Here is a 15,102-nt window from a genome sequence, read left to right on the forward strand (position 1 = left end):
GCGATCACATCAAGTCATGCGGACACACCTTCTTTGGGTGCCATCTTGTCGACCAGGTGATCCGCCAATCCTCGGACGGTGGTGATGTCCGCGGAGGTGATGCGTACGCCGGTCTGAGCCTCGATGTGCGTGCGCAACTCGAGATTGCCCAGCGAGTCGAGGCCGTACTCCGACAACGGGTGATCGGGGTCGATGTTGCGACGCAGGATCAGCCCGATCTGCTCGGACAGCAGCCGGCGCAACCGGCCGGCCCATTCCTCCAGCGGCAGCTCGGACAACTCGGCGCGCAACTTGCTCGAGCCAGAACGCTTGTCGCCCGCGGTCTTGAACATCTCGAGGAACTTGCTCCGCGCAGCGAACGACGCGATCCACGGTGTCCCGATGAGCGGGGTGTAGCCCGAGTACGCCCGGTCGTGGCGCAGCAGCGCCTCGAACGCGTAGGCACCCTCATCCGGAGCGATCGCGGCGCCGCTGTCCTCGGCGAAGTCCGCGCCGCGGCCGATCTCACCCCACGCGCCCCAGGCGATCGCGGTGGCGGGCAGGCCCTGTGCGCGCCGCCAGGCGGTGAACGCGTCCAACCAGCTGTTGGCCGCCGCGTACGCGCCCTGACCCGGCGAGCCCAGCAACGCGGCCGCTGAGGAGAACGAGCAGAACCAGTCCAGCTCCGCCGTGGCGCACGCCTCGTGCAAGTTCCACGCGCCGTACACCTTGGGAGCCCAGTCCCGGTCGATCAGCTCATCGGTGATGTTGGTCAGCACGGCGTCCTCGACCACCGCGGCACCGTGCAACACGCCACGCAACGGCAGCCCGGTGGCCGTCGCTGTCGCCACCAACTTGTGGGCCGTGTCGAGCTGCGCGATGTCGCCGCACATCACCACCACGTCGGATCCGATCGAACGGATGAGTTCGATTGTCTCCAAAGCCTTTCGCGTCGGCTGCGACCGCGAGCTCAGCACGATCCGGCCGGCTCCGGCCGCGGCCATCTTCTCGGCCAGGAACAATCCCAGACCGCCCAGGCCACCGGTGATGATGTACGAGGCGTCCCGCAGGAACGTCGGCGCCTGCTCCGGGGGCAGGACCACGCTGCTGCGTCCGGCCTGCGGAATGTCCAGGATCAGCTTGCCGGTGTGTTGCGCACCGCTCATCACCCGGATCGCCGTTGCCGCCTCGGCCAGCGGGTAGTGGGTGGCCTCGGGCATCGGCAACTTGCCCTCGGCGGTCAACCGGTACACCGTGCTCAGAATCTCGCTGACCTGCTGCGGGTGGCTGACGGACATGATGCCCACATCCACACCCCAGAACGCCAGGTTCCGGCGGAACGGGAACAGGCCCAGCTTGGTGTCGCCGTAGATGTCACGCTTGCCGATCTCGACGAACCGCCCGCCCAGCGCCAACAGCTTGAGGCCGGCGAGTTGAGCTGCCCCGAACACCGAGTTGAGCACGATGTCGACGCCGTAGCCGTCGGTGTCGCGCCGGATCTGCTCGGCGAAGTCGATGGTGCGGGAGTCGTACACATGCTCGATTCCCATGTCACGCAACAGCTGTCGACGCTGCTCGCTGCCGGCGGTCGCGAAGATTTCCGCACCGGCCATCCGGGCGATCGCGATCGCGGCCTGCCCCACACCGCCGGTCCCCGAGTGGATCAGCACCTTGTCGCCGGCCTTGATGCGGGCCAGGTCGTTCAGGCCGTACCAGGCGGTGGCGTGGGCGGTGGTCACAGCTGCGGCCTGCGCATCGGTCATCCCGGCCGGCAGTTTGGTGGCCAGGCGCGCATCGCAGGTGACGAAGGTGGCCCAGCAGCCGTGCGGAGACATGCCACCGACGTGGTCACCGACCTGGTGGTTGGTGACGCCGGGGCCAACCGCAGTCACCACACCCGCGAAGTCGGTGCCCAGCGCCGGCAGGATCCCGTCGAGGCTCTGGTAGCGGCCGAAAGCGTTCAGCACGTCGGCGAAGTTGATGCTCGACGCGGTGACCGCGACCTCGATCTGCCCGGGCTCCGGGGGAACCCGGTCGAAGGCGGCGAACTCCAGCGTCTGCAGATCACCCGGCGTGCGGATCTGCATGCGCACCCCGTCGCTCTGATGAGACGCGACGGTGGTCTGCCGCTCCTCGGGGCGCAGCGGCGCGGGGCACAGGCGAGCGGTGTACCACTCGTCGTTACGCCACGCCGTCTCGTCTTCGTCGGTGCCGGCCAGCAGCAACTGACGCACGACCTGCTCGGCGTCGGTCTGCTCGTCGATGTCGATGTGGGTGGTGTGCAGGTGCGGGTGCTCGGCGCCGATGACCCGCAGCAACCCGCGCAATCCGCCCTGCTCGAGGTTCGGGACGTCTTCGGTGAGCACGATCTGCGCACCCCGGGTGACGACGAATAGCCGCGGCGCCTCACCCTGGACCTCCGCCAGCTCCGTCGCGATGCGAACCAGGTGGTGGACGTAATCGCTACCGCGGCGCGGTGATTCGCTGTCCGGGGTGCCGTTGCGCGGCGCGGTCAGCACCACCAGTCCGGTGAAGCCGCCACGGTTGAGCTGGTCGCGCAGCCGCTCGGCCATCGCGGCGTGGTCGCCATCCAGATGCCAGGACAACGTCGTCGACTCCGCCTCGTGCAGCTTCATCGTGTCGGTGAGCGACGTCGCCATCAGATCGGCGGCTTCAGAGGTGCTGACGATCAGCCATGAGCCAGGCTCGGTGGCGGCCACGTCAGGCAGTTGCCGCTGTTGCCATTCGACGGTGAGCAGCCGCTCGCCCAGCACGCGAGCCCGCTCGCCACTGGCCGATACACCGGTGCCCATCTGCAGTCCACGGACGGTCAGCACCACGGCGCCGTGCTTGTCGAGCAGGTCGAGGTCGGCCTCGACCGCTCCGCCGGTCGCCGAAGTCACCCGGGAGTGGCAGTACTTGGCGGTGTGGACGGGTCCGTGCAGCCGGAGCTCACGAACGCCCAGGGGAAGCAGCAAACCGCCGAGACTGGCGATCGCGACGCTGGGGTGCGCGGCCACCGACTGGAAGCACGCGTCGAGCAGTGCCGGGTGCACCCCGTAGTTGGTCTGCTGGGTGCGGATGACGCTGGGCAGGGAGATTTCGGCCAGCACCGAGGTGCCGGTTTCTTCCGCGGTGTGTGCGACCGACAGGCCGGTGAAGGCGGGCCCGTACTGAATGCCGCACAGGTCCAGGGCGTCGCGCAGGTCGCCGCCCTGCACGGCACTCGGGTGCACCGACTGCAGGGCCTCGATGTCCTGCGGTGCCGGCGCGGGGTTTTCGTCGGCGGCGTGCAGCACGGCGGAAGCCCGGCGCGCCGAGACCCCGTCCTCGTTGGTCTCGACAGCGAAGTTCAGCTCGTCGGGCACCTCAGCCGTCGCGGTGAGGGTGACCTGAGTTTCCTCGTCGAGCAGCAACATCTGCTCGAACCGGATGTCGCGCACCACGGCGCCGTCGCCGAAGATGGTGCGGGCCGCGGCCAGCGCCATTTCGCAGTAGGCGGCACCGGGCAGGGTGGCGGTGCCGTGCACCTGGTGGTCGCCCAGCCACGGCAGCGCGTCGGTGCCGATCTCGGCCTGCCAGACGTGTCGCTCGGGGTCCTCCGGCAGCCGCACGTGCTGACCCATCAGCGGGTGCACGGCGACGCTTGAACTCAGCGCGCGCGAGCTGTGCCCGTCGCGGCTCAGCAGCAGCGTGCGGTGAGTCCACGCGGGCAGCGGAGCATCGATGAGGTGGCCGTAGGGGTACACGACGGAGAAGTCGACGGTCGCACCCGTCGCGAACAGGTCGCCGACGAAGCCGCGCAAACCGAACGGCAGCGGCTGCTCGCGCCGCATGGCGGCCAGCGCTGCGGCCGTCATGTCGAGGCTGCGTGCGGTCTGGTCCACGGCGTGGGTCAGCAGCGGGTGCGGCGACAGTTCACCGAAGACGCGGTAACCGTCCTCGAGCGCCGCCTGCACCGCCGCCGAGAACCGGACGGTGTGGCGCAGGTTGTCCACCCAGTAGTTGGCGTCGCAGTACGGCTCCTCGCGCGGGTCGAAGGAGGTCGCGGAGTAGTAGGGGATCTCCGGGGTCAACGGCTCGATGTCGGCCAGCGCGTCGTACAGGTCATCCAGAATCGGGTCGACCTGTGGCGAGTGCGACGCCACGTCGACGGCCACTTCGCGGGCCATCACGTCGCGGTCCTCCCACGTTGCGATCATCTCGCGAACGCTCTCGGTGGCACCGCCGATCACGGTGGACTCCGGCGAAGCAACCACCGCGACCACCGCGTCGTTGATGCCACGGGCCATCAGCTCCGAAAGCACCTGCTGGGCAGGCAGCTCCACCGACGCCATGGCTCCGGAACCGGAGATCTTGGTCATCAGCCGGGACCGGCGGCAGATTACGCGTGTGGCGTCTTCCAGGGACAGCGCCCCGGCGACAACGGCCGCCGCGCACTCGCCCATCGAATGGCCGACGACTGCGGCCGGGTTCACACCGTAGGACTTCATCGTCGCCGCCAGCGCTACCTGCATGGTGAACAGGGTCGGCTGCACGCGGTCGATGCCGGTCACCTTGTCGGGCGCGGTCATCGCTTCGGTCACCGAGAAACCGGACTCGGCGGCGATCAACGGCTCGATCTCGGCGACCTTCGCCGCGAAGACCGGCTCGTTCGCCAGCAGATCCGCACCCATGGCGGCCCACTGGGATCCCTGACCGGAGAAGACCCAGACCGGACCGCGTTCCTCCTGACCCACCACTTCTGGGTAGAGCGCTTCGCTGTCGGCGACCTCGCGCAGCGCGGTCACCATCTCCACGGTGTTCCGGGCCAGCACGGTGGTCCGCACCGAACGGTGACCACGGCGGCGCGCCAGGGTGTATGCCAAGTCCCGCGCGGCGAATTCGGTCGCGTGCGCCTCGACCCAGTCGGCCAGCCGCGAAGCGGTCCGGCGCAGGCCGTCTGCAGAGGAAGACGACAGGGGGAGCAGCAGGGTGTCATCGCCGGCCGGGGTGGTGGCGATGCCATTGGGCGAGGTCGGAGCGGGTGCCTGCTCCACGATGGCGTGCACGTTGGTGCCGGAGATTCCCCACGCCGACACGCCTGCGCGGCGCGGACCATCGCCGGCCAGCGGCCACTCGGTGTTTTCCACCGGCAGGAAGAGTTTGGTGTCGATCTGCGCCAGCTCGTCCGACAGCGACTCGAAGTGCAGGTTCTTCGGCACGATGCCGTGCTGAAGGGCGAGGACCGTCTTCATCATCCCGAGTGCGCCGGCAGCCGCCTGGGTGTGCCCAAAGTTGGTCTTGGACGCGCCGATGGCGACCCTGTTGTCTTTGGCGTACACCTTCGAGAGGCTGGTGTACTCGATCGGGTCACCGACCGGTGTGCCGGTTCCGTGCGACTCGACCATGCCGATGCTGCCGGCGTCGACACCCGCGGCCTGCAATGTCGTCTGGTACAGCGCTGCCTGCGCTTCCCCGGAGGGCATGGTGATGTTCGGGGTGCGGCCGTCCTGGTTGGCCGCCGTCGCACGAATGACAGCCAAGATCCGGTCCCCGTCGCGCTGCGCATCCGAAAGACGCTTGAGCAGCAACAGCACGCAACCCTCGCCGGAAACGAAACCGTCGGCGTTGGCATCGAAGGCGTGGCAACGCCCGGTCCCGGACAGCATGCCGCCCGCTGAGGCCGATGCCGACCTGCGCGGCTCCAGCATCACGTTGACGCCGCCCGCGAACGTCATGTCGCTCTCGCCGTCGCTGATGCTGCGGCAAGCCTGGTGAATTGCGAACAATCCGGAAGAACACGCAGTATCGATCGTGGATGCAGGCCCTGCGAGGCCCAGGGCATGGGAGATGCGCCCGGATGCCATGCTGAACAGCGATCCCGGGTTTCCGTACGGACCGTCGAAGGCGTCCGAGGCCATCTGAACTTGCTGATAGTCGGCATAATTCACGCCGACGAAGACACCGGTCTGTTTGGCGATGGTGTCCTTGGTGAGGCCGGCATGCTCCATTGCTTCCCACGCGGTCTCCAGCAGCAGGCGGTGCTGCGGGTCCATCGCAGTGGCTTCTTTTTCACTGATGCCGAAGAATTCGGGATCGAAATCGCCGACGTCTTTCAGGAACGAGCCCCACTTGCAGACCGAGCGTCCGGGCACTCCCGGCTCGGGGTCGTAGTAGTAGTCGTTATCCCAACGGTCGGCAGGAATCTCGGTGACGAAGTCGTCGCCGCGGAGCAGTGCGTCCCACAGCAGGTCTGGTGAATTGATGCCCCCCGGCATCCGGCAGGCCATCCCAATGACAGCTACCGGAGTGACGCCCGTCCTAGCCACTAACCCTCCACCTCTCTGCCTATCCCCAAGTTCCTATCACCGCCGCACGCTCTTATCAGCGCTTCGGTAAATTTCGCTGGACCTTTAATGGGCCTGCAACATTGCAGTGCCGCAATCCAGCCACCTATCGACCCCCGCAGCGAAGCAGCCTGAAGAACTTGATGCGTCCAAAGCGTAGCTGGTTCGTTGCGCACGCGTGGAAAAATCGTGCGATCGTACAAAAATTTTATGTTGCAGTGCACGTGGGCACCTGACCTTCGTCCGGATCTGGACGCATCTCGGCGGCCTGTCGCCGGCCAGGTGCGGACATCGACCGGCTGAGCTGGGGCTTTCATACTTGTTGTGCGACAGTGCAGTACGGCGTGTGTACAGGTCAGCGCGCTCGAGAACCGGGATTTGGGCCCGCAGGTGGGGTGGGGGACGCTCACCAGCCCAGACATGTGATCTACAACACATCGTAATGAGGAAGGCCGCATACGCCGAGTTTGCTCGGACCCGGGCGGCCGACTGGTTCGCCCCCAGCGGAGGGGCTGCGGGCTACAGCGGGTTGAGCGCCGTAGAGGTGCAGTCGGTGAGGCCATATTAGGCGTTGTTGCAACAGCGTGTGCGGCTTTTGGAAGATTTTCATCGGCTATCTGCGGGGAGGTGAAGAGGGCGAAGACAGGGCGCTAAATCCAGATCAAGCTTTGCCCTCCCCGGCCAAATCATCACGGTATCGTCGAGCCGTGTTCGAGCCCTCCATCCCCGTTCTGCTGCGCGAATATGCCGAACTGCGGCCCGACGAGCCGGCGTTCACTTTCGTGGATTACGAGCAGGACCCGGAAGGCAGCGCAGAAACTCTGACCTGGTCGCAGTTGTATCGGCGGATCCGCAATGTCGCGCGGATCTTGCGGACCTATGGGGCGACCGGCGATCGCGCGGTGGTGTTGGCGCCGCAGGGAATGCATTACGTCGTCGCGTTTCTCGGCGCATTGGAAGCCGGTCAGATCGCGGTACCGCTGTCGGCTCCGCAAGGTGGCGCCAGCGACGAGCGCGCCAGTTCGGTCCTGGGCGACGCGTCGCCGACTGCGATTCTGACCACGTCCTCGGTGGCCGGCAGCATCGCCGAACACATCGAGCCGGGGAAAACCGCTCCGGCAATGATCGAACTCGATTTGCTGGATCTCGACACCGCTGATCCAGCCCCACACGAGATCCCCGATCTGCCCGACATCGCCTATCTGCAATACACCTCCGGATCCACCCGCACCCCGGCGGGCGTCGTGATTTCGCACCAGAACATGGTGGTCAACACCCAACAGATCATCGCCAGCTACTACCGGGAGGACGGCGGGATTGCGCCGCCGGATACGACGGTCGTGTCGTGGCTGCCGTTCTTCCACGACATGGGTTTGATTGTGGGCATTAGCATTCCGATCGTTGCCGGGGTGCACGGTGTGCTCTCCAGCCCGCCCGCGTTCCTGCAGCGACCGGCACGCTGGATGCAGTTGTTGGCTACCCACACCCAGCCATTCACCGCGGGCCCCAACATCGCTTTTGAATTGGCGGCGGCGAAGACGTCGGACGACGACCTGGCGGGACTCGACCTGGGTCACGTGCGCAACATCCTCAACGGCGCCGAACGCGTGCAGCCTGCCACGCTGCAACGCTTTGCTGAACGTTTTGCCCGATTCAATCTGCAGCCCAAGGCGCTGCGGCCGTCCTACGGTCTTGCCGAGGCCACCGTGTACGTGGCGACCCGTGAAGCAGTCGGGCCGCCGGAAATCGTGTACTTCGAGTCCGAACAACTGACGGCCGGTGTTGCGAAGCGCTGCGCACCCGGCGAGGGCACGCCGCTGGTCAGTTACGGCACGCCCCAGTCGCCGATCGTGCGCATCGTGGACCCCGAGACCGGCATCGAATGTCCGGCGGAAACGGTCGGGGAAATCTGGACGCACGGCGAGAACGTCGCCGACGGTTATTGGCAGAAGCCCGACGAGTCGGCACGCACGTTCGGTGCAACACTGGTCGACGCCGCCGCCGGCACCCCGGCCGGACCCTGGCTGCGGACCGGGGACCTGGGCTTCTTCTCCGGTGGCGAGATGTTCATCATCGGCCGCATCAAGGATCTGCTGATCGTCTACGGGCGTAACCACTCTCCCGACGACATCGAGGCGACGATCCAGGAGATCACCGCCGGTCGCTGCGTTGCGATCTCGGTCACCGGCGATGACGGCGTCGAGAAACTGGTCACCATCGTCGAGTTCAAAGTGCGCCCGGATGCCGAAGACGCCGCCGCGCGGGTGGGGGCCGTCCGACGCAAAATCACGTCGGCAATAGCAAAAGCGCACGGTCTGAGTGTGGCCGATCTCGTTCTGGTGCCGCCTCATTCCATTCCGCTGACCACGAGCGGCAAGGTCAGGCGGAGGGAGTGCGTACAGCGTTATGGGCGCGATGATTTCACCCGCTGGGACGCGCTGATCGCACGTCCGGAGCCGCACCCGGCCGCCGAGACTGACGTGCGCCCCGCCGCGGACGCGGGTTTGCCGCAACGGCTGCGCGCGCTGCGACATCAGCAGCACGAGCTGCTGGTGGGGCTGGTCTGCGAGCAGGCGGCTGCGGTACTGGGTCATTCCAGCACCAGCGACATCGATGCCGAATCCGCTTTTCAGGACCTCGGCTTCGACTCGGTGAAAGCTACTTATCTGCTGGACCGCCTCAAAGCCGTCACCGAGTTGCCGTTGTCACCCACCCTGGCCTTCGACTATCCGACCCCGGCGGCGTTGGGCGCCTACCTCGGGCAGCTGTTCGGCGGTTCGGTCGCGGCGGGTTCGCCGGTGCCCGCGCAGACGGCGTCGGACGAGCCGATAGCAGTGGTAGGCATGGCCTGCCGGTTTCCCGGGGGAGTGGACTCGGCCGAGGCGTTGTGGGAGCTGGTGGCTGGCGGCACCGACGCAATGGTGGGTTTCCCGACCGATCGCGGTTGGAATCTGACGGATTTGTTCGACTCCGATCCCGACGCCGTCGGCAAGACCTATACCCGTGCCGGTGGGTTCCTGGCCGGGGCGGCCGGGTTCGACGCGGAGTTTTTCGGCATCTCGCCGCGCGAGGCCCAGGCCATGGATCCCCAGCAACGGTTGCTGCTGGAAGTGTGTTGGGAGGCCCTGGAAACCGCCCGACTCGACCCGGCCTCGTTGGTGCGTTCGCAAACCGGGGTGTTCGTCGGCACCTGGTCGCAGCCGTACGGCGCGGAGGCTGCCGGCGGCGCGGAGGGGTACGCGTTGACCGGCCAGTCCACCAGTGTGGCGTCCGGGCGAGTGGCCTACGCACTGGGTCTGCAGGGTCCGGCCATCACGGTGGACACCGCGTGCTCCTCGTCGCTGGTCGCCACCCATCTGGCGTGCCAGTCGCTGCGCAACGGCGAGAGCACTCTGGCGCTGGCGGGTGGGGTCACGGTGATGACGACGCCGCTGATCTTCACCGAGTTCGCCCGGCAACGGGGCTTGGCGGTGGACGGGCGATGCAAAGCGTTCTCCGCCGACGCCGACGGCACGGGCTGGGGTGAAGGCGCAGCGGTCCTGGTCTTGGAGCGGCTCAGCGACGCCCGACTCAACAACCATCCGGTGCTGGCGGTGATCGCGGGATCTGCCATCAACCAGGACGGCGCCTCCAACGGCCTGACCGCACCCAACGGTCCCGCGCAGCAGAACGTGATCCGCCAGGCGGGCGCCAACGCCGGCATCGGCTTGGATCAGGTCGACGTCGTGGAGGCCCACGGTACCGGCACCACCCTCGGCGATCCGATCGAGGCGGGCGCACTGATAGCCACCTACGGTGCCGGCCGCGACCCCGAGCGTCCGCTGTGGCTGGGGTCGATCAAGTCCAACATCGGGCACACTCAGGCCGCGGCGGGCGCCGCCGGGCTGATCAAAATGGTTCAGGCGCTCAATCACGACGTACTGCCCGAGACGCTGCACGTCGATCAACCCAATCCACGTGTCGACTGGTCCGGTGGAGCGGTCCGGCTGCTGACCGAGGCGGTGCCATGGCCGGTCACGGATCATCCCCGTACGGCTGCGGTGTCCTCCTTCGGCATCAGCGGCACCAACGCGCACGTCATCGTGCAGCAGGCCCCTGACGCCGCAATAGATTCCGACGCGTCGGCCAGTGCGGCAACCCCGGTACTGGTGTGGCCGGTCTCGGCGCGCAGTCCGCGGGCCCTGGCCGGTCAAGCCCACCGGTTGCGCGACTACCTGCACGATCACCCCGAAACCGGACTGACCGATCTCGGCTTCAGCCTGGCCACCACCCGTACCCACCACCCGTACCGGGCCGCCATCACCGCAAGTGGCCTCGGCGGAGATCCCCGCCGCGAACTGGTGGAGGGCCTGGAAGCGCTGATTGCCGACCTGCCCCATCCGCACGTGTCGCGCCACCACCTCGCCGCACACCACCAACCGCCGGAGACGGTGTTCGTTTTTCCCGGCCAAGGCGCCCAGTACGCCGGCATGGGCTTGGAGCTGTACCACCATCACCGCGAATTCGCGCGCAGCCTCGACGAGTGCGATGCAGCTCTGCGCCCCGCCACCGGGTGGTCGGTGCTCGGCGTCTTGCGTGAGGAGCCCGACGCGCCGTCGCTGCAGCGGGTGGACGTTGTCCAACCCGTCCTGTTCGCGATCATGGTGTCGCTGGCCGAATTGCTGAAGTCCTACGGGATCGTTCCGGATGCGGTAGTGGGGCATTCGCAGGGCGAGATCGCGGCGGCCTACGTTGCCGGTGCGTTGTCGCTTGCGGACGCTGCCAAGATCGCGGCGCTGCGCAGCCAGGCGCTCACCACACTGTCCGGCAGCGGCGGGATGGTCTCCATTGTGCTTCCCGCACAAGAGCTTCAGCCCCGGCTGCAACGTTGGGACGGAGCTGTCAGCATCGCCGCGATCAACGGGCCGTCGCACACCATTGTCAGTGGCGACCCCGTCGCACTCGAGCAACTCACTGCGGCGTGTGAACGTGACAATATTCAAATACGTTCCATCGCAGTGGATTACGCGTCGCACGGCAGCCAGGTGGAGCGGCTGCGGGACCATCTGTTGACGGAGCTGGCCGGGGTGTCCGCGTCGCCGGCACGCATCCCGCTGTATTCCACCGTGGACAGCGCGCGATCGGGTCAGCCGCTCGACACCACCGAGATGAACGCCGACTACTGGTATCGCAACCTGCGGGAGCCGGTTCGGTTCCACGACGTGGTCGCCGAGTTGCTGGGCCAGCGCGAGCGCTTGTTTGTGGAATTGTCGCCGCACCCGGTGCTGGCTGCGGCGATCACCGACACACTGGCCGGCACCCCCGAGCGGCCCGGCTCGGCGGTGCTCACCATGCTGCATCGCGACCGGTCGGACCTGGACACCGTGGCTGCCGCGCTGGGTCAACTCCACAACCACGGCAAATCGCCGTCCTGGGCGGCGCTCTACCCCGACGCCCGAGCCGTTGGGCTACCCACGTATGCCTTCCAGCACCGTTCCTATTGGGCGACGCCCACTCCGGTGTCCGGAGCCGCCGGACTGGACACCAGTGTTGAAGGCGCGCTGTGGCAAGCCGTCGACGCCGAGGCGGTTGACGCCTTCGCTGAGGTATTGGGCTTGGGCGACCAGGTAACCGGGTCGTCCCTGGAAGCTGTCGTGCGCGCCCTGCGGCAGTGGCGCGGCGACGTCGGCGTTCGGTCAGCGGCGAACACATTGCGCTACCGCGTCGACTGGCGTGCAGTGACCCCGAACACTTTCCCGACCACTCGTCGTCGCTGGCTGGTGCTGGCGTTCCCGGAACAAGCCCACGATGCCTGGGTCGCCGGTATCGCCGAGAAGTTCGCGACCGACGTGCTCACGGTAGATCCGAGCGAACTCGGCCGAGAGTCGTTGTCCGCCTTGTTGAAGACGGCCAGTGCGCGGGCCCACTATGACGGGATCGTCTCGTTCCTGGCCACCGACGAACGACCACACCCCGACTTCTCGGGCCTATCGGTTGGTCTGCTCTCCACACATTCTCTTGCGCAAGCACATTGCGATTCCGGTCTCGGAATTCCGTTGTGGGTCATCACCCAGGGCGGTGCGACGGTATCCACCGACGATGACCCGCCGAGTCCGAGCCAGGCCGCTGCGTGGGGGCTGGGACAGTCGGTGTGCCTCGAGCACCCGGACCTGTGGGGCGGATTGGTTGATCTCCCGCCGAGCGCGACACCGCGCGACATCGCCCACCTGTACGCGATTTTGAGCTGCGTGCAGGACGAAGACCAACTCGCGATCCGGCAACAGGGCGTGAGCGCGCGTCGATTGGTCGCGGCGCCGTTGGTGCAAGAACGTGCCGGCAGCTGGACGGCTTCGGGAGCGGCTCTGATCACCGGTGCTACCGGGCGGCTGGGTAAGCACCTGGTCGGTTGGCTCGCCGAGGCCGGCGCCAATCCCATTGTGCTAGTAAGTCGCAACGCTACCGAACACCCGCAGACCGCTGAACTGGCCCAGACATTGCAGGCCCGCGGGGTGACTGTCGCAGCGTATTCGGTGGATGTGAGCAACCGGACGGCGTTGGCGGCCGCGCTTGCCGGCATCCGCGCCGCCCACGGTCCGCTGCGGACCGTCGTGCATGCGGCGGCAGCTATCGGATGGAACTCCATCTCCGACACGACCGCTGAGGAGCTCGCCGACAGTTACGCCGCGAAGGCGGTCGGTGCGGACAATCTGGTTGAACTGCTGGAGAAAGACCCACCCGAGACCTTCATCCTGTTCTCGTCTGCGGCTGCGACTTGGGGCGGCGCCCAGCAAGGTGCCTACGCCGCCGCCAACGCTCACATAGATGCGCTGGCAATTCGGTTGCGCCGCAATGGAATCAGGGCAGTGGCACCGGCTTACGGCCTGTGGGCGGACGAGGCCAGCAGTATGCCCGCCGAGGTGCTGGACATCTTCCAGCGAATCGGTGTCAATCCGATCCCACCGACGACTGCGCTGGCCGGACTGCGGCAGGCCATCGACGCCGACGACACCTTGATCACCCTCGCGGATGTGACATGGGATCGGTTCCTGCCCGCGTTCACCGTACGTCGCTCACATCCGTTCCTGACCGAATTGACGGCACGCGCGAGTGGCAGCGAAATCGACCGGGTGACGCCTGAACCCGGGGTCCGGGATCAGCTGGCCGGCCAAACCGCGGAACAGCAGCTCGATACGCTGACCGCGTTGGTGACCAACGCCACCGCCGCGGTGTTGGCCCACCACGATCCGGAAGCCCTCGACACCGGGCTTGCGTTTAAAGATCTCGGCATCGACTCGCTGACCGCACTGGAACTGCGCAATACCCTCAGCGCGCAAACCGGGCTGACCTTGCCTGCGTCCCTGGTCTTCGAGCACCCGACCCCGTCGTCGCTCGCCGGCCACTTGCGGGAACTGCTCACCGATGCCGCTGCGCCGGCCGCTTCGACACTTCAGCCCACCACGGTCGAGGACCAGCCCGCGGACAATCTGCTCGAATACCTCGACCAGGCAGCATTTCTCGCAACCCGGGCGGTGCACGGTGCCCTGATTCAGGTGACCTGGATTTACAACCGCGGTGCTGACCTCGACGCGCTGCGGCGCTTCCACCAGAACCTCGGATCGGGGATGTTCGGTCGCCTGGTCGAGCGGTCGCCATTGCCGTTCGCGCGCGACCGCTGGGTGTTGGCGCCGGCGCCGCAAGACATGGACGTCGTCGCTACGCCGCGGCGGCGCGCCGACGTGAGCGAGTGGGCCGACGAGCGGGCGCGGCTACCCATCGACCCGGAATGGGGTCCCGGCTGGCATCTCGGGGTCCTACCGCTCGAGGACGGCGGCACGGCCGTCAGTCTGGTGGTTTCCCATGCTGTCGTCGACGCCATCGCATTCGGCCAGGCGATCGCTGATGCCGCCGAGGGCAGAACACACGACCTGGGGTATCCACCCGCGGGGTCGCGTCCCCGCAGGCGCGCGCTGCGCGAGGACTTCCGGCAAACCGTCAAAGAACTCCCCGATGTCGGTCATGCGCTGGTGGCGGTGGCGCGACGGGCGCGGCGTGACCGCAAGGAACTGACATCATCGATCAAAGCTGCGCCGCCTGCCCAGCTCTCGGCCGATGCGGATCAGACTATCGAGATGCCTGCCCTGACGGCGTACATCGGGCTCGCGGAGTGGGATAACCTCGCGAAAACCCTTGGTGCCAGCAGCCATTCGCTGGTGGCGGGGGTCGCATGCCGACTCGCGGTGCGGGTCGGAAGGGTGAATGACGACGGAGCGGTCACGCTGCGGCTGGTGGCGAACCTGCGAACCAACGGAGACATCCGCGGCAACGCGATCACAGCTGTGGACGTCGCCGTCGATCCCACACCCGTGGCGACGGACCTTCGGGACCTGCACCTCAAGATCACCCAAACCATCCTCGAGGCGATGGACAATTCCGACAACGAATGGTTGGCGCCCCTCCCGCTGACACCGCTGACACCGAAGCGGGTGGTCCGGCGCCTGGCGGGGGTGGCAGCCGGTGGCGCCACGCTGCCGGTGACTGTCTCCAACATCGGCGAATTGCCCCCGGCGCTGAACCGGCCCGACGGCACCGACGCCGACGAAGCGCACATGCGACCGTTCGAACCTGGCATGAAGAAGAGCACACTCGAGCGCATGGGGGGACAACTGCTGCTGGTTTCCGGGCGGGACCGCGGCAAGATCTTCATCAGGATTTCCGCGTACCTGCTCGGTCAGCCGAACACCAAAGACGTTCTGCGCGAACTCATTGTGAGTACGTTCGCCGAATTCGGTCTGACGCCGGAGATCGACTGGTAGCC

The 15,102-nt window shown here is 67.0% G+C and carries 2 protein-coding genes; one reads left to right on the forward strand and one right to left on the reverse strand.

Translation table 11 applies throughout. The annotated features are described in order from the left end of the window. Positions 1 to 14: 14 nt before the first annotated feature. A complete protein-coding gene (gene pks2, locus AC5Y3Z_RS05900) occupies positions 15 to 6,290 on the reverse strand; it encodes a sulfolipid-1 biosynthesis phthioceranic/hydroxyphthioceranic acid synthase (protein WP_473139632.1) in 6,276 nt (2,091 codons plus the stop codon). A gap of 725 nt (positions 6,291 to 7,015) precedes the next feature. On the opposite strand from pks2, the gene AC5Y3Z_RS05905 reads away from it, so the two are divergent. Continuing rightward, positions 7,016 to 15,100 (forward strand): type I polyketide synthase, encoded by an 8,085-nt coding sequence (locus AC5Y3Z_RS05905; RefSeq protein WP_473139633.1) that lies wholly within the window; start codon positions 7,016 to 7,018, stop codon positions 15,098 to 15,100. Positions 15,101 to 15,102 lie beyond the last annotated feature (2 nt).

Source organism: Mycobacterium sp. NGS61, assembly GCF_059812325.1.